The following is a 16,289-nucleotide window of genomic DNA, read 5'->3' on the forward strand; positions in this document are numbered from 1 at the left end:
GCGGGTGCCAAGGCCTAACCTGGAGCATCGGGAATGGAACGATCGCACAGGATGATGCGGGCCTTCGCATGCGTGGGATGATCTTTGTTGAAGGCGAGAAATTCCTGGCGCGCGCTGATTGCCGGATTCTCGAGTGTCGGGATCGTTTCCAGCAGGTTCCACAGGCAGACGTAATACTCCTCCTCGAACATCCGCCCGCCGCGCGTGACATAGCCACCCTCGGGCGTCGGTGCCGGTGCGCCATCCATCGATCCTCCGGTGATATTCAATTGTTCGAGGATGTGGATGTTTTCACCCGGCAAGCCGGCGTCGCGGATCAGAAAAGCCGCGGCCGCAAGCGACGCGATGCCGCCGCCGACAAGATAGACCTTGGAGTTCGACGAGGCCGGCATACGAAATCTCCTTTGATATTCAGTCGAAATCTTCTGCGAAGCTTACCTTGTCACAGGTTCGATGAAAGCGAAATGACACGGCCATCAAGAGCCATTTGGCCTCATAGTTACTTCCGCGGCGACCTGGCCTTGGCGGCGTCCTGACTGGCCGAAATGCCGGGCGATTCGATCTGCGCCTCGCCTTGTGTGATCAGCCGGGCGCTGCGCTGGTTGCGGGCGTGAATCCAAAGCCAGTTGATGGCGACACTGAGCCGGGCCCGCGAGCCGATGAGGAAGTAGATGTGGGCGATGCCCCACAGCCACCACGCCAAGGCACCGCGCAGTTTGATCCGCCCGAAATCGATGACCGCGCGGCGCTTGCCGATTTGGGCGAGGCTGCCCTGGTGGCGGTAGTGGAACGGCTTGGGCTTGGTATCGCCGCGTAGCCGTGCCTTGATGATGGCGGCGACGTGTCGGCCTTCCTGCTTGGCAGCGGGTGCGATCCCTGGCGCTGGCTTTCCGTCCGGCCCGCTCACTGTCACGGTATCGCCGATGGCGAATATCTCGGGGCGGCCGGGCACCGTAAGGTCAGGCATCACCTGGATGCGTCCCGCCCTGTCTGCAGGTGCCCCCAGCCACTCGGCAGCGGGTGATGCACGCACGCCTGCAGCCCAGATGATCGTCCTGGTCGCCAGCCTGATATCGCCAAAGGTGACGCTGTCGGCGGCGCAGTCGGAGACCGCTCGCCCGAGCTCGACCTCGACGCCAAGCTTGCGAAGCGAACTTAGCGCATAGTCCGACAGGTCTTCGGGAAACCCTGCCAGAACGCGCTGGCCAGCTTCGATCAGCACGACCCGCGCCTTGCCCGTGTCGATGTTGCGGAATTCGCGCCGCAGTGTGTCCTGCGCCAGTTCGGCAATCGTTCCGGCCAGTTCCACCCCGGTCGGGCCGGCACCAACGATGACGAAGGTCAACAGGGCAGCCTGCTTTTCAGGATCGGTCTCCTGCTCGGCTCGTTCGAATGCCACCAGGATGCGCCGTCGGATCGTCGTTGCATCCTCCAGCGTCTTCAAGCCAAGGGCATAAGGCTCCCACTCGTCGTGACCGAAATAGGCATGCCGGGCGCCGGTTGCCAGAACGAGGCTGTCGTAAGGCACAGTCGAGCCATCTTCGAGCAGCACGTGGCGGCGTTCCGCGTCGACACCCGTCACGTTAGCCAGAACGGTCGTCACCTCCGGCCTGTCCCATACAAGCGAACGGATCGGCCAGGCGATCTCGGATGTCGCCAGCGAGGCGGTGGCGACCTGGTAAAGCAATGGCTGAAAGAGGTGATGATTGCGCCGGTCGATCAAGGTGATGCTGACCGGTGCGCCGGCAAGGCCCTTCACGACCTCCAGGCCACCGAAGCCGGCACCGACGACCACTATTCGCTGTTGCATGGAGGTTGTCCTCTGCTGGTTAGGCCTATGCAAAAGCCTAGCTTCAGAAGCGAGGCGCGGCTTTGATCCTCACGGAATATCCTCCGGATTTCGGCCGGGACGGCTGCGGTAAGCGGGGAAGGTCCAGCCGAACTTCAGCGCCCCGCCACGGACCATGAAGGCAGCGACAAAGGCGACGACCGCCGACACCTGCGGCGGCAATTCGGCAATCTCGGCGAGCGTGTAGATGCCGGCCCCCACCATCGCCGCCGAGACATAGATTTCAGGCTTGAGCAGCACCGAAGGTTCGCCGGCGAGCAGGTCGCGCAGGATACCGCCGAAAGTGGCGGTCAAAAGGCCCATGACGATGGCGACCGTCGGCGAACCGGTCGCGGCCAAGCCCTTGGCGGCACCGATGGCGGCATAGGCCGACATGCCAAGCGCATCGAGCCAGAGCAGAAGCTTGTAACGGGATTCAACGAGGTGGGCGGTGAAGAAGACAAGCACCGCGACCGCGGCGCAGACCAGCACATAGGCCGGGTTGACCACCCAGAACACCGGCAGGCCAAGGATGACGTCGCGCACTGTGCCGCCGCCGATGCCGGTAAAACTTGCCAGGAACAAGAACCCGATGACGTCGAGTTCCTTGCGCGAGGCAGCAAGCGCGCCGGTGGCGGCAAACACCGCCACGCCGGCATAGTCGAGATAGAGCAGTGGATTCATGAGAGGAGCGAATAGGGAGTAGGAAATAGCGAATAGGGAAAAAACATAGCGGGCCCCAGCTTTGCAGCTACATTATCCGCCAATTCCCTATTCGCTACTCCCTATTCGCTCATTCCTCACGCGTCTTTTTCGGCCTGTTCGTTGACCGGGCCGGGCTCGGCCGGGGCCTCGGAGACATGCTTGGGGCCGCCCTTGGCGACGCCGACCATGGCCGGACGCAGGACGCGGTCACCGATGGTGTAGCCGGATTGCATGACCTGCACGACGGTGTTGGCCGGCACATCGGGGTTCGGCACCTCGAACATCGCCTGATGGAAATTGGGGTCGAACTTCTCACCCTGAGGGTCGAGCTTGCGCACGCCATGGCGTTCCAGAGCCGTGAGCATCGCACGCTCGGTCACCTCGACGCCTTCGATGAGGCTTGCCAAGCCGTCACCGCCAGCAGCCTTGGCCTCGTCGGAAACCACTTCGATGGCGCGGCGCAGATTGTCCGACACCGAAAGCATGTCGCGGGCGAAATTGGCCACCGAATAGGCACGCGCATCCTGCACGTCACGCGCGGTGCGGCGGCGCAGGTTCTCCATCTCGGCAACCGTGCGCAGCGCGCGGTCCTTGAGTTCTTCGTTTTCTTTCAGCAGTCGCACGACCGCTTCATAATCGCCATCGACAGCGCCCTCGATCTTTTCGGCCTGGGCCTCGGCAGCCGCCGTCTCGTCGGGCGCGCGTTCGTCTTTTGCCTGGTCGCTCATCGCCATTTCCCGTTGTTCGGATACGTTGGAAGTTGCGCCCGATATCGAGGTTTGGGTGCCAAAAATCAAGGGGCAACGGCCACATGGGGACCGGATGCCGCGCCTCGCGGCCCTTTTGGCCCGGGGCCGGCAAGCCTCGAAAATTCAATGTTAATTCAAATTTTACCACACAAGCCGACCATTGCCATGGCGGGGCCATCAGTATGGGAACCATTTGCATCTGGCAGGAGTTCTCCCGATGAAGAACAGGCCTTTTGTCATGCCAAGCATACGCACCAACAAGACCGCAGCCAAGCTGGCGACCAATATCAGGCGCCAGCTCACCTCGGACAGCAATGTGCGCGCGCTGGAAGCGCTGCCCGCATTCCGGGCCGATGAAGAACTGCCCAAGAAGCTCCGTCGCCTGCTCGACAGGCTGGACACCGCCGAACGGAAGCAGTCCCTTCCCAAAATGCTCAGCAGAATCTAGAGCGTCCGCGCGTTCATCCGGGAGCGCTCAAACGCCCGAAGCGCGGCGCCAGGAATATTTCGCGCCTTCCAAAGGCAGTTCGGCTGGCTTGGCGGTCGGCTGGTAGTGCAGCGGCAAGCCGCCAACCTCGCCTTTTTCGAGCCGCTTCAGCAACACCGGGTGCGAGACCTCGAACTCGTTGAAACCGACACGCAGCATGTGCGGCAGCTGGTCGATCAGAACCTGGCCAGTCGCCCTCACGGCACCTTCAAAGTGATGCCGGCTGCGCAGCAATTCGGCCTTCGAGAACGAACGCCCATCGTTGAAAGCCGGAAAAGCCAGCGCCACCAGCGTCAGTTGATCGAGCAGGTCGACGATTTCGTCGAGCTGGTCTCCCGGCTGGAGCGACACGCCAAGGCGTTCCTTCGCCGCTTTCCGTTGCTCGGGATCGAGGTCGACGAAGACCTGAAGCGGCAGGATGACCCGGCTGTTGCCGGCAAGAGCGCTCGCGTCCTCGGCATGGATCCAGCCGTCGTCGCGGAAACCCTCCGGTGTCCAGAGGCGGATCTTTGTCTCCGGTGTCGCTTCGGTCATGTGGAAATTCCTAAAGGGATGCGTCGGTCAGCGACTGTTCGAGGCCGGAAAGGTGGATGCCGCATTCGGTCTTGCCCTGCCCGGCCCAGCGTCCGCTGCGGGCGTCCTCGCCCGGCTTGACGGCTTGCGTGCACGGAAAGCAGCCGATCGACAGATAACCATAAGCGACCAGCGGGTTTTCGCGCAACGCGTGCTTACGCATGTAGTCGGCAAGGTCCGTGGTCGTCCAGCGCGCCAACGGGTTGATGCGGAAACGCGGGCCGACCTGCTCGAAAACAGGCAGTGCCGCGCGTGTTGCCGCCTGGAACCGCTTGCGGCCGGTGAACCAGGCGCGGAACGGCTCGACGCCGCGTGCCATCGGCTCGACCTTGCGCACGTCGCAGCAGGCGTCGGTGTCGGTCTTGTGCAGGTTGCCGGTGGGGTCGACACGTGCCAATGCCGCCTCATCGGGGGTGATGATGCGGATGTCGGTCAGGCCGAAATCAGCAGCCAGCGCATCGCGATAGTCGAGCGTTTCGCCAAAATGCTTGCCGGTATCGAGGAAGATCACCGGCAGCTTGCGATCGACTTCAAAGATCATGTGCAGCAGCACCGCCGAATCCGCTCCGAAGGACGACACGGCGGCGATTTCGCCGACAAAACGTTCTGTTGCCGCGCGCGCGATGATCTCCAGGGGCGTCAGATGCCCGTAAAGCGCGTCGAGCGATGCGGCCTCAGCCAGAACCTGCGCTTCGGCTTCAGCGTCAGGCTGCCTTGGCTTCGCTAGCATAGAGCGCCTCCTTGAACGGCGCAGGGCCCACGCGGCGGTAAGCGTCGAGGAACTTTTCCGAACGGTCGAGCCTGATTCCAAGATAGGTCTCGACGATCGTCTCGATGGCGTCGGTGATCTCTTCCGGGCCAAAGCCACGGCCGATGATCTCGCCGACCGAGGTGTGCTCGTCGGCCGAACCGCCAAGCGTCACCTGGTAAAGCTCCGCGCCCTTCTTCTCGACGCCCAGGATGCCGATGTGGCCGACATGGTGGTGGCCGCAGGCATTGATGCAGCCCGAGATCTTGAGCTTCAGCTCGCCGATGTCGCGCTGGCGCTCGAGCGAGGCGAAACGATTGGAGATTTCCTGGGCCACCGGGATCGAGCGGGCATTGGCGAGCGCGCAATAGTCGAGACCCGGGCAAGCGATGATATCGCTGATCAGGTTGGAATTCGCGGTGGCGAGGTCGATCGCCACCAACGCGTCATAGACCGCCTTGAGATCGGTGCGGGCGACATGCGGCAGGATCAGGTTCTGCTCATGGCTGACACGGATTTCGTCGAAGCCGTACTGCTCGGCGATGTCGGCAACCGCTTCCATCTGGTGGTCGGTGGCATCGCCCGGCACCTCGCCGATGCCTTTGAGCGAGATCGTCACGGCGGCATAGTCGGGATTGCGATGGGTGAAGACGTTCTGGTCGAGCCATTCGCCGAAGCTCCTGGAATCGAGCCGCGCGAGCTTGATCACCTCGTCACCCTCGGGCCGTGGCGTCAGCGCAGGCGGGGCGAAATAGGACTGGATCGCCGCAACGTCGGCCTCGGGCAGCCTGAGCTCGCCGTCCTTCAGCGCCTGCCATTCGGCCTCGACCTGACGCACGATCTCATCGACGCCGGTCTCGTGGACCAGTATCTTGATGCGCGCCTTGTATTTGTTGTCGCGGCGTCCGTAGAGGTTGTACACGCGCAGGATCGCGGTGGTGTAAGATAGCAGGTGCTCTTCGGGCAGGAAGTCGCGGATCTTCTTGGCGACCATCGGCGTGCGGCCCTGACCGCCGCCGATATAGACGGCGAAACCAAGCTCGCCCTTGTCGTTTTTCTTCAGGTGCAGGCCGATATCGTGGGTCTGGATCGCGGCGCGGTCGCGCTCGGCACCTGTCACTGCGATCTTGAACTTGCGCGGCAGGTACGAAAACTCAGGGTGCACCGACGACCACTGGCGCAGGATTTCGGCATAGGGGCGTGGATCGGCGGCCTCGTCAGCGGCAGCACCGGCGAAGTGATCAGCGGTGACGTTGCGGATGCAATTGCCGGAGGTCTGGATGGCGTGCATCTCGACGCTGGCGAGATCGGCCAGGATCGCTGGGATATCCGACAGTGCCGGCCAGTTGAACTGGATGTTCTGGCGCGTGGTGAAGTGGCCGTAACCCTTGTCGTATTTGCGGGCGATGTGGCCGAGCATGCGCATCTGCTTGGAGCTCAGCGTGCCATAGGGCACGGCGATGCGCAGCATGTAGGCGTGCAGCTGGAGATAGACGCCGTTCATCAGCCGCAGCGGCCGGAACTGGTCCTCGGTGATCTCGCCGGCAAGGCGGCGCTCGACCTGGTCGCTGAACTCGGCGACGCGGGCCTTCACGAAGTCATGATCGAACTCGTCGTAACGGTACATTGTCGTCTTCCGGTCTGTCTTCAGGCGGCGCCGGCTGTGGGCCGGGCCTGCTTGCCAAGGTCGAGGCGGTTGGTGGGGCCAGCGGCGCGGATCACTTCGCGCAGCCTGAGCGGGTGGATCGCGCCATCGACGACGCTGACGTCGATCAGGTTGACGTCGACCACCTCGTTGTTGTCGTAGGCAGCCTTGCCGATCGCTTCGAGGCGCGCTTCGCCAGCCTTGTCGGCAACGGTCTCGGCGACGTCGATTGACTCAGCCCAGCTGCCGTCGGCCGCAAACCACACGGCCTCACCGTCGGTCAGCCGGTTGGCGGTAAGGATCTTCATGCCCTGCTTCCTTCGAGCGCCGCGGATGCGGCCTGTTGGTGCCTGTGTGCCGCAAGCGGCTCAGAGAGTTCGAAATTGGCACCTGCGACCGCGTCGCCGATGATGGTCATGACCGGACCGGTGAGGTCGCTGCGGCCTTCGAGCGAGGGCAGATCGGCGAGCGTGCCGTGGAAACGGCGTCGGTTTTTCAGACTGGCGTTTTCGACAACCGCAACCGCCGTATCGGGCGACAGCCCGGCGTCGATGAGACGCCCCGCAACATCGGCGGCAACGGATCGGCCCATGTAAACGGCAACGGTCGCACCCGAGATGGCGAGCTTGGCCCAATCGGGCAGCGAACCGCCCTTGAGATCGTGGCCGGTGGTGAAGACCATCGAGGAGGTCACGCCGCGCAACGTCAGCGGCAGCTCGAAATCGGCGGCGGCGGCAAAGGCCGAGGTTACGCCCGGCACGACCTCGTAGGAGACGCCGGCATCGCGCATCGCCTGCATCTCTTCGCCGGCGCGGCCGAACACCAGCGGGTCGCCGGACTTGAGGCGGACCACGCGCTTGCCGGCCTGCGCCAGTTCGGTGAGCAGTTGGTTGATCTCGCTCTGGGTCTTGGAATGGCAACCCTTGCGCTTGCCGACCGGCAGGCGCTCGGCGTCGCGGCGGCCCATCGAGATCACCGCCTCGGGCACCAGTGCGTCATGGACGATGACGTCGGCTTCCATCAAAAGGCGATGGGCGCGCAGCGTCAGCAGATCCTCGGCGCCGGGACCGGCACCGACAAGCGCGACATGCCCTTTGAGCGAGCCGTTTTGGAGCAACAACTCGGTCGCGGCGTCATGGGCGTCGGCAAGCTGGCCATTGTCCAGCGCACGCGCCGGCGCACCTTCGAAGAATTCGCGCCAGAAGCCGCGACGGACATTGCCCTTGGGCAGCAAGCGCTCGACGGCGTCGCGGAAGCTTGCGCCCAGCGTTGCCAGCGTACCCAACTGCGGCGACAGCATGCGGTCGACGCGGGCACGGATCATCTGGGCAAGAACCGGCCCTGCCCCTTCGGTGCCAATGGCAACGGCCACCGGCGCGCGGTTGACGAGCGCGGGCGTGAAGAAGTCGCACAGCTCGGGGCGGTCGACAGCGTTGACGGCGATGCCGAGGCGACGGGCGTCCTGGGAGATGCGGCGGTCGAGCAATTCGTCACCGGTGGCCGCGAATACCAGTACCGCGCCTTCGACCAGCGCTGCCTCATAGGCCGCGTGGATACGGGTCGCGCCGTTGGCAGCGATCCAGTCGCGCAGCTGCGGTTCGACATGGTCGGCGATGATGCGGATTTCTGCGCTGGACTGGCTGAGCAGGCGGGCCTTGGCCAGCGCCTCGTCGCCACCGCCAACGATGGCCACGACTTTGCCCTCGACCTTCAGGAAGATAGGAAAGGCATTCAGCTTGGCGGCGGCTAACGTCATGTCAGGGGTTCCGGAATACCCGACATTTTTAACCGCCCTTGCTGCGGCGCAGAAGAAACCCACTCGCGCGCCCTGACATGGGAGGCAATCGCTTTTGCCCGCGCCATCGCGGCAAGAGAAAATTATTCCTCGCATGGCTGTGCAACGCCATTTCCAGGCTTTGCCTCATGCGGAGACACCCAGCACCGAGCTGACACTCCACAGCCCTTGCAATCGCCCGGATTTGGCAAGCTTGCAGCGCGATTGATCTGGTCAACATCTGAGGAAGGAGCTGATGCAGACGGGCTCGTTTTTCCTAATTTCTACTAAGTTAGTAGAATTAAGCCCGGCTGCCTCTTAGCCATTCTTTCGAAACATCCGCTGGCGCCTTGCGTTCCCCAAGCGGGGCAAACCGCCTCGCAAGAAAAAAGGAGCACGACATGGCGCACATCAATCTGAAGCATGGGATCTGGGTGCTGGTGGCGGATGGCGAAAAGGCGCTGTTCCTGAGGAACCAGGGCGATACGAAATATCCGAACCTCGAAGTCGTGCGCGAAATGGAACAGGAAAACCCGCCGACACGCGAGCAAGGCAGCGATCGTCCCGGTCGCTATAGCGACGGCCCTTCGGCCCATCGCAGTGCTGTCGACGACACCGACTGGCACAGGGTCGCCAAGGAGCGCTTCGCCGACGAGATCGCGGCACGGCTCTACAAGTTCGCCCACGCCGGCGATTTCCGCGAGATCGTCCTGGTCGCACCGCCCGTGGTGCTCGGCGAGCTACGCAAGAAGCTGCACAGGCAAGTCGACCAGCGGGTGTCGGCCGAAATACCGAAGACGCTGACCAATCACAGCGTTTCCGACATCGAGACGATCCTGATGGTGGCCTGATCCGCCACAGTAGTACCAAGCAACCCAATGGTGTGTGCCGGCAGCGATGCCGGCATTTTTTTGGGCCAGTGGTCAAGTTTCTTGGCCGCTCAGGGTTGCGCATGCGCGCTTGGGTCCACCATATTGGAAACGCAGCGGTTTTCACCGCGCACCCCAACAAATCGTCAACCTTCCGAAAGGTGCCGCCGGGACAATGCCGCATGACACGCCCCTCATCGCAACCATCGTCGCCGGTCTGGGGCTGGCATTCATTTTCGGCGCTCTCGCCAATCGCTTCAAGGTTCCCCCGCTTGTCGGCTATCTGATTGCCGGCGTTTTGGTCGGGCCGAATACGCCCGGCTTCGTTGCCGACCAGAAACTGGCGCTGGAACTGGCCGAAATCGGCGTCATCTTGCTGATGTTCGGCGTCGGCCTGCATTTTTCGCTGAAAGACCTGTTGTCGGTGCGCGCCATCGCCGTGCCCGGCGCCATCGTGCAGATCGCGTTTGCCACCGCCCTTGGCGCGGCACTGGCCTGGCTGCTTGGCTGGTCGCTCCGTGCCGGCCTGGTGTTCGGACTGGCGCTGTCGGTCGCATCCACGGTCGTGCTTTTGCGCGCCCTGCAGGAGCGCCGCATGATCGAGACCGAGCGCGGACGGATCGCCGTCGGCTGGCTCATCGTCGAGGATCTGGCGATGGTTCTGGCGCTCGTACTGCTGCCCGCGCTCGCCGGCGTCCTCGGCGGCGATCAGCAGGCGTCGCAGGCGCCCAACATCCTCGCCCTTCGCTTCGATTTCGGCGTCTGGGGCGTGCTCGGCATCACCCTTGCCAAGGTCGCCGCCTTTGTCGTCCTGATGATGGTCGTCGGCCGCCGTGTCATTCCCTGGCTGCTGCACTACGTCGCCCATACAGGCTCACGCGAATTGTTCCGCCTGGCGGTGCTGGCAATCGCGCTCGGCGTCGCCTTCGGTGCCGCCAAACTGTTCGGCGTGTCGCTGGCGCTCGGCGCCTTCTTCGCCGGCATGGTCATGAGCGAATCCGAACTCAGCCATCAGGCGGCGGAAGAAACGCTGCCGTTGCGCGACGCGTTTTCGGTGCTGTTTTTCGTTTCGGTCGGCATGCTGTTCGACCCGACAAGCCTGCTCAGCAACACCTGGCCGATCCTTGCCACGCTGTTCATCATCCTCATCGGCAAGTCGGTCGCCGCCTTCCTGATCGTCGTTGCCTTCGGCTACCCGATCGCAACCGCGCTCATCATATCGGCCAGCCTCGCCCAGATCGGCGAGTTTTCGTTCATGCTGGCAAGCCTGGGCGTCAGCCTCGACCTGCTGCCCGAGCAGGGCCGCGACCTGATCCTGGCCGGCGCGATACTGTCGATCGTGCTCAACCCGCTGGCCTTCGCCGGTGCGGCGCGCCTGAAGCCCTGGCTCGAAAAGCGCGCCGGCATTGCCGAAGCTGTCGAAGCAGTGCCGATCGGCCCGGCGACCGAACCCGGCGAGGTGGCGACCACGACCATCGTGCCCGTCAAGGATGACGAAGATGCGCCGCCGCCGACCAAGTTGACCGACCACACCATCCTCATCGGCTATGGCCGCGTCGGCTCGCTGGTCGGCAAATCGCTGCGCGAGGCCGGCCTGCCCTTTCTCGTCATCGAAGATGCCCACAAGACGATCGCCAAGCTCAAGGCCGATGACATCGAGACGGTGTCAGGCAACGCGGTCAGGGACGAGGTGTTCGCCTCGGCCAATGCCGCCGGCGCCAAACGGCTGATCCTGGCCATCCCCAATGCCTTCGAGGCGGGCCAGATCATCCTCAAGGCCAAGGCGGCCAATCCCGAAATGCTGATCGTCGCGCGTGCCCATTCCGACGCCGAGGTCGACCACCTCACCGGCCTCGGCGCCGACAAGGTCATCATGGGCGAGCGCGAGATCGCCCGCGGCATCGTCGAGCAGGTGATGGTAGGTAAGGCCACGCCGCCAGTCGGCGATCCGGAGCCGTCGCCGGCCGCAGCCTGACCCGAGCAATCAGGGCCTATCGTTGGGCAAGAAAGGCGCGCCGACCACACGAACCTTGCGCGGCCCGGCTACCCTGGCTTTCGCGGTTTCAGGCACGAATGCCGTGAGCGTGCTGTCCAGACCTGTCTCCGGCTTGGCTTGGGGCAGCGGAATGATCGCCGCGGTCATGTTTTTCGGCGTCACGGTTCTCGCCCGCATTTCATCGGCGCGGCGGTAGTAGCGCAGCAGGTCGCAGCCCTGGAAATCGGCGCTATCGCGATAGACAAAGGCTGCCGGCAGGTCCCTGTAGGATTGGCTCGTCTTCACCGAGGTCATCTCCTCGGTTTCGCGGCCGATGTCGTCGAGCACATAGACGTCCATCGCCTTGTCGTTGCAGATGTAGCGGCAACGATCGAGCGTGTTGTCGTAGTAGCCGGCATTGACGAACTGGGCGTTGGGCGCGGGGAAGAAATAGCCGTCCGATAGCCGCACGCAATACAGCATCGCCTGGCCTGTGTAAGAAACCGGGCGCTCTGTCTTGGGGCGCTGGGCAACCTCTTGCGTGCAGCCCATGGCGGACAGACGCGCCCTGATTGCCGCGTTGCTGCTTTCGCCAGACGCGCTTTGGATTTCGCGCTCGACGCCTGCCCTTCGTCCGGCGAGATCGCGGCAAGGATCGAAGAACCCGCCACTGCTGCGGCCGCTGCATTGCCTCTGGCGTTCGAGCGCCTTGATCGCCGCCAACTGCCTGGTCAAATGTGCGGGAGCCGCCCCCTCGCTGCCCAGCCTAGCGCGCAGCACGCTGCAGGCGTCGGCATGAGCCTGGGAAAGCCCGATGAACAGCGCAAACGCGCACCATGCGAGCCGCACACCTATATTTCGCCAAACTAAATTAGCGACCGCCATTGCCTAAGCTCCGCCAGACCTTAGCAAGACTTGAGCAATATCACGGCGGCAGGTTACTTCAAAACACTGGCTGTAAACTGCGTTAATCCCGCCGTGGCGCGGCGACTTGATGTCATCCACGCCACGGCGTCATTCGCTTCATGTGCTGGCGGCGAGTTGGGCAAGATGGCCGGGCAGATCAGTGCCGGGGCCGGCCGCATTGATCGTGTCGAAATAATCGTGCCAGCCCGAGGCGGCGATGCCCTGCAAAAGCGCGTCCAGCGCAGCATTGTCGGGAAAACGCCAGATGGCGAAGAAACGATGTGGGGCGGGATGGATCTTGGTGGCATCGGTTTCACCCAGGGCAATCGCCTCGACACCAAGCGCCGACAAGGCAGCCATGCCGGCACCAATGGCTTCGAAGAAGGCCTGCCGCCCGGCTGCGTCAAGCGCCAGCCATGCGGGTTTCGGGGTGTAGAGCTCGGCCAGATAATGCGCCACGTTGGTTTCCTTTCGACAAAGCACTGCCAACAGCCACGGGATGCGGCCGCGTTTGCAAGCGCGGGAATTGAGTTAGAAAGCGGGCGTCGCGTCAGCTTGGAGAGGCGCCTGGCTTTGCGGCAACGGGGTCGAGATTTTGCCAGACACGGCTGAGCAGGTCGCCAAACAGCTGGCGGTCGTCGGCGCTGAAGCCGGCAAACAGCGTACCAATCCATTTGGTATGTTCGTCGAACAGATCACGCGCCGCTGCCTGCCCCTTGGCGCTCAGACGCACCGAGATTTTGCGGCGGTCCTCAATGCCCGGATGACGCGCCAGGAAGCCGTCGCGCTCGAGCCCGTCGAGCAGTCCGGTGATCGTCGCGCGGGTGACGCCGGCGCGCTCGGCCAGTTCGTGCGGCGACAACCCATCCGGACGGTCATGCAGCAGGAACAAAAGCACGAACTTGCCCTCGGATAGCTGATGCGGGGCGAGACGGGCGGCACAATCCCTGTCGATCGCCGACGACAGCGCCAGGATCTCCAGGCATAGCCGCAAGCCGGCCTCGGGCCTGCCCCGGCGCTTGGCTTCGTCCAGAAGGGCGAGATGTTTTTGTTCGAGCATTGTCATATGCCGCCATATAGTATGGCGCCATATCAACTGTCAATCGATGTTTGGCCATTGTCCAGCGAGCCAGGTGAAAGGCTAATTCCCCAGGAGCACGTCGAGAATTGACGTCTCGCGGCGCTGCGTCGGGCCGCCGACATCGCCTGGAGGCACCGGGCGGCCGATGGAGGCGGTCGAGGACTGCTCCTGTGGCACGCCGCCGGCATCACGGACCTGCTCGACCGGCCGGCGTTGCTGTTGTGGCTGCGCCGGCTGGGGAGCTGCCGGGAAGGTGTTTTGGTCGAGCGGCTGGCTTTCGACGGCGACATCGGGTGCCGCGGCACGCGGCGTCCATGATCCCGGCAATGCCGCCACCGGCACGCCCTCATGGGCGGCGACCATGAATTCATGCCAGGCAAGGGCCGGCAGCGCGCCGCCCGTGACCTTCTTCATCGGCTTGCCGTCGTCATTGCCGAACCACACGCCGGTGGTCAGGTTCGCGGTATAACCGACGAACCAGGCATCGCGCGAATTCTGGCTGGTGCCGGTCTTGCCGGCGGCCGGCCAGGCGAAGGCGGCCTTCTTGGCCGTGCCCTCCTCAACCGCGCCGGTCATCATGGCGTTCATCATGCCCACGACCTCCGGGCTGATGACACGCGGTCCGCCGCCGGCCGTATTTTCGTACAGCACCTTGCCGTCGGTCGTGGTCACCCGCTGGATGATGTGCACGTCGGGGCGATAGCCGCCATTGGCGAAAGGCACATAGGCAGCAGTCAGCTCAAGCGGCGTCACCTCTGATGTGCCGAGCGAGATCGAGACATTGGGCTGCAGCTCGGATTCGATGCCCATGCGGTGCGCCGCTTCGACAACCGCGTTGGGCCCGACTTCCATGGCGAGCTGCGCCGCCACCGAGTTGAGCGACTTGGCGAGCGCTGTCTTCAGCGTCACGCGGCCAAAATATTTGCCTTGGTAGTTTTCAGGGGTCCACTTGCCGATCTTGATCGGCGCGTCGTTGCGCACGCTGTCTGGCGTACGGCCCTGCTCCAGGGCTGCCATGTAGACGAACGGCTTGAAGGCCGAACCTGGCTGTCGCCGCGCTTCAGACGCGCGGTCGAACTGGCTTGTCGAATAATCGTAGCCGCCGACCATGGCGCGCACCGCACCTGAATTGTCGATCGACACCAGCGCGCCCTGGCTGACATTGAGCTTCTGGCCGTTCTCGTCGATCAGGCGGCGGATCGATTTTTCGGCCAATTCCTGCAGCGTCAGGTCGACGGTGGTGTCAACGATGATGTCGGAACGCACCTCGCCGATCAGGTCGGGCAACTCGGCCATGACCCTGTCGGCGACATAGTTTTCCGAGCCGGTCCAGAACGAGGCGGCGCGTGTGGCCGGCGCGCTCATTGCGGTCGTCAGTTCCTTTTGGCCGATCATGCCTTGGTCGCGCATCGCTGCCAGCACCAGCTGGGCGCGGTCGCCGGCGGCTTTGGGATCGCGCGCGGGCGAAAGCCTGGATGGCGCCTTGAGCAGGCCGGCGAGCAGGGCCGCCTCGGCAAGCGTCACGTCGCGTGAGGACTTGCCGAAATAGCGCCGCGAGGCGGCTTCCACGCCATAGGAACCGGAGCCGAAAAACACCCGGTTGAGATACATCTCAAGGATCTGGTCCTTGGTGTGCTTCTGCTCCAGCCAGATCGCCAGAAGCACTTCCTGGACTTTGCGCTCCAGTGTGCGGTCAGGCTTCAGGAACAGGTTCTTGGCCAGCTGCTGGGTCAGCGTCGAGCCGCCCTGGGTGAAGCGCCCGTGCAGGAACCTTGTCGAAACGGCGCGCGCCAGGCCGATCGGGTCGAAGCCGAAATGCGAATAGAAGCGCTTGTCTTCGATCGCGATCACGGCCTGCGGAATGTAAGGCGACATCTGGTGCAGGCCGACGGCCTCGCCGCCGGTCATGCCGCGATTGGCGACCAGCTTGCCGTCGACGCCGACGATCTTGATGTTGGGGGAGCGGTCGGGGATCGCCCAGGTCGTGGCACTCGGCATCTTGGCGCCGTAATAGACAACGATGCCGGCGGCAGCGATGCCGCCCCAGATGGCGAGCACGAAGCACCAGTAGACCAGCCGACCGACGATGCCGAACATGCCGCGCCGGGGCTTTTTGGCCCGTCCGCGCGGCGTCGACCTGGCCTTGGAGGATTTGCGCTTGGCAGGAGCCTTGCGGCGGCTGGGCACGACGCGATCCTCCTCGCTTACCGAAAAGACGTCGTCTTCCGCATCGTCGCGCGGTCCATCGAAGCTGGGCTCGATGCGTCTGTCTTTCCGGTTCGCCATACCTGTCTTGTCCGGCCCCCATGCCAATGGCGTTCCGGTTGGACAGTAAATGCGGCGATTTAAGGGGGCGTTAAGTGAAGCCGTGTGGAGAAACGTGGCTTTGGCTGGGGTATCCCTCCAGCCGTCACGGCCCAATGGTCTTGTTGAGCGCGGCCGAGATGCGCTCTCGCAAGATCTCGGCGATGTCGGTGTCCATGTGCAGGCGCACCCGCCCGCCGCGCGCATCGACAAGCGTCACTGCAACACTGTCGAGTGTGTCGTCCTTGGCCGGCTCGACAGCCGCGACCATGAACTCATGTTCTTTTCGATCGGGTTTTTCGGCCATGGCGGTTCTCCCTGGCAAGCGCCCCGATCATACGCCTATTCCTCCTCGTCGTCGCCACCAGGCCTGGACCAGGAGTGCGGGGAGATGCGTTTTTGGGTGTCGCTGTCGACATAGGCCCACCAGCCCTCGTCGCTGTCGTCCCATTGACCGCCGGCGGCCTTGAGGCGGGCCAGCGAACGGTATTGCGCCACCGATTCATTTTCCTGGCCGTCGCGGTCGGTCCAATAGACCGTGACCTTCGAGCCATCCCTGGGCGCGGTGGCGATCGGCAGTTTGGCGCTCATGCGGTTCCCCTCAAAGTCTGGTCACGAACAATAGCCGACCGCGCGGCCCGGTAA

18 protein-coding genes are annotated in these 16,289 nt (G+C 63.7%); 3 read left to right on the forward strand and 15 right to left on the reverse strand.

Features of this window, described 5'->3' with window-relative positions:
- Positions 1–14: 14 nt before the first annotated feature.
- The 4 genes from AC1RTB_RS06745 to grpE all read right to left on the reverse strand — a co-directional run bounded on the left by AC1RTB_RS06745 (position 15) and on the right by grpE (position 3,306).
- Positions 15–392 (reverse strand): oleate hydratase, encoded by a 378-nt coding sequence (locus tag AC1RTB_RS06745; RefSeq protein ID WP_492875903.1) that lies wholly within the window; start codon positions 390–392, stop codon positions 15–17.
- A 107-nt stretch (positions 393–499) separates the two neighbouring features.
- Positions 500–1,810 carry an NAD(P)/FAD-dependent oxidoreductase gene (locus AC1RTB_RS06750; RefSeq protein WP_492875905.1) on the reverse strand — a complete coding sequence of 437 codons (1,311 nt, stop codon included), beginning with the start codon at positions 1,808–1,810 and terminating at the stop codon, positions 500–502.
- A gap of 69 nt (positions 1,811–1,879) precedes the next feature.
- On the reverse strand, positions 1,880–2,512 hold the full coding sequence (locus AC1RTB_RS06755) for a trimeric intracellular cation channel family protein (RefSeq protein ID WP_492875907.1): 633 nt from the start codon (positions 2,510–2,512) through the stop codon (positions 1,880–1,882).
- 116 nt (positions 2,513–2,628) lie between these two features.
- Positions 2,629–3,306, reverse strand: coding sequence for a nucleotide exchange factor GrpE (grpE, locus tag AC1RTB_RS06760; RefSeq protein ID WP_492876347.1), 678 nt, complete (start codon positions 3,304–3,306; stop codon positions 2,629–2,631).
- A gap of 193 nt (positions 3,307–3,499) precedes the next feature.
- Here grpE and AC1RTB_RS06765 point away from each other — a divergent pair, with 193 nt between their 5' ends.
- Complete coding sequence (locus AC1RTB_RS06765) at positions 3,500–3,730, forward strand: hypothetical protein (RefSeq protein WP_492875909.1); 231 nt, start codon at positions 3,500–3,502, stop codon at positions 3,728–3,730.
- Positions 3,731–3,757: 27 nt separating this feature from the next.
- Here the strand turns inward: AC1RTB_RS06765 and AC1RTB_RS06770 are convergent, their stop codons facing one another.
- From AC1RTB_RS06770 to cysG, 5 genes are read right to left on the reverse strand one after another with little or no spacing between them, the layout of a single operon-like run.
- Positions 3,758–4,303 (reverse strand): DUF934 domain-containing protein, encoded by a 546-nt coding sequence (locus AC1RTB_RS06770; RefSeq protein WP_492875911.1) that lies wholly within the window; start codon positions 4,301–4,303, stop codon positions 3,758–3,760.
- 10 nt (positions 4,304–4,313) lie between these two features.
- Positions 4,314–5,072: a phosphoadenylyl-sulfate reductase gene (locus AC1RTB_RS06775; RefSeq protein WP_492875913.1), complete on the reverse strand. Its 759-nt coding sequence runs from the start codon at positions 5,070–5,072 to the stop codon at positions 4,314–4,316.
- Entirely contained in the window at positions 5,047–6,717 is a 1,671-nt protein-coding gene (locus tag AC1RTB_RS06780; RefSeq protein ID WP_492875915.1) for a nitrite/sulfite reductase, read from the reverse strand. The genes AC1RTB_RS06775 and AC1RTB_RS06780 overlap by 26 nt, the downstream gene beginning before the upstream one ends.
- Positions 6,718–6,737: 20 nt before the next feature.
- On the reverse strand, positions 6,738–7,043 hold the full coding sequence (locus AC1RTB_RS06785; protein ID WP_492875917.1) for a DUF2849 domain-containing protein: 306 nt from the start codon (positions 7,041–7,043) through the stop codon (positions 6,738–6,740).
- A complete protein-coding gene (gene cysG, locus AC1RTB_RS06790) occupies positions 7,040–8,491 on the reverse strand; it encodes a siroheme synthase CysG (RefSeq protein WP_492875919.1) in 1,452 nt (483 codons plus the stop codon). The genes AC1RTB_RS06785 and cysG overlap by 4 nt, the downstream gene beginning before the upstream one ends.
- Positions 8,492–8,910: 419 nt before the next feature.
- On the opposite strand from cysG, the gene AC1RTB_RS06795 reads away from it, so the two are divergent.
- Positions 8,911–9,360, forward strand: coding sequence for a baeRF12 domain-containing protein (locus tag AC1RTB_RS06795; protein WP_492875920.1), 450 nt, complete (start codon positions 8,911–8,913; stop codon positions 9,358–9,360).
- 193 nt (positions 9,361–9,553) lie between these two features.
- On the forward strand, positions 9,554–11,353 hold the full coding sequence (ybaL, locus tag AC1RTB_RS06800; protein WP_492875922.1) for a YbaL family putative K(+) efflux transporter: 1,800 nt from the start codon (positions 9,554–9,556) through the stop codon (positions 11,351–11,353).
- 9 nt (positions 11,354–11,362) lie between these two features.
- Here ybaL and AC1RTB_RS06805 read toward each other — a convergent pair whose 3' ends face one another.
- From AC1RTB_RS06805 to AC1RTB_RS06830, 6 genes are all read right to left on the reverse strand, one after another.
- Positions 11,363–12,202, reverse strand: coding sequence for a DUF2865 domain-containing protein (locus AC1RTB_RS06805; protein ID WP_492875924.1), 840 nt, complete (start codon positions 12,200–12,202; stop codon positions 11,363–11,365).
- Positions 12,203–12,376: 174 nt separating this feature from the next.
- Positions 12,377–12,718: a DUF6616 family protein gene (locus AC1RTB_RS06810; protein ID WP_492875926.1), complete on the reverse strand. Its 342-nt coding sequence runs from the start codon at positions 12,716–12,718 to the stop codon at positions 12,377–12,379.
- A gap of 91 nt (positions 12,719–12,809) precedes the next feature.
- Positions 12,810–13,325, reverse strand: a complete 516-nt coding sequence (locus AC1RTB_RS06815; RefSeq protein ID WP_492875928.1) for a MarR family winged helix-turn-helix transcriptional regulator — start codon at positions 13,323–13,325, stop codon at positions 12,810–12,812.
- Positions 13,326–13,400: 75 nt separating this feature from the next.
- Complete coding sequence (locus AC1RTB_RS06820) at positions 13,401–15,626, reverse strand: transglycosylase domain-containing protein (RefSeq protein WP_492875930.1); 2,226 nt, start codon at positions 15,624–15,626, stop codon at positions 13,401–13,403.
- Between the two features lie 124 nt (positions 15,627–15,750).
- On the reverse strand, positions 15,751–15,951 hold the full coding sequence (locus AC1RTB_RS06825) for a hypothetical protein (protein ID WP_492875932.1): 201 nt from the start codon (positions 15,949–15,951) through the stop codon (positions 15,751–15,753).
- Positions 15,952–15,986: 35 nt separating this feature from the next.
- Entirely contained in the window at positions 15,987–16,235 is a 249-nt protein-coding gene (locus AC1RTB_RS06830) for a hypothetical protein (protein WP_492875934.1), read from the reverse strand.
- Positions 16,236–16,289: the final 54 nt, after the last annotated feature.

The sequence above is a fragment of the Aminobacter sp. GW821-FHT11F06 genome (genome assembly GCF_058808215.1).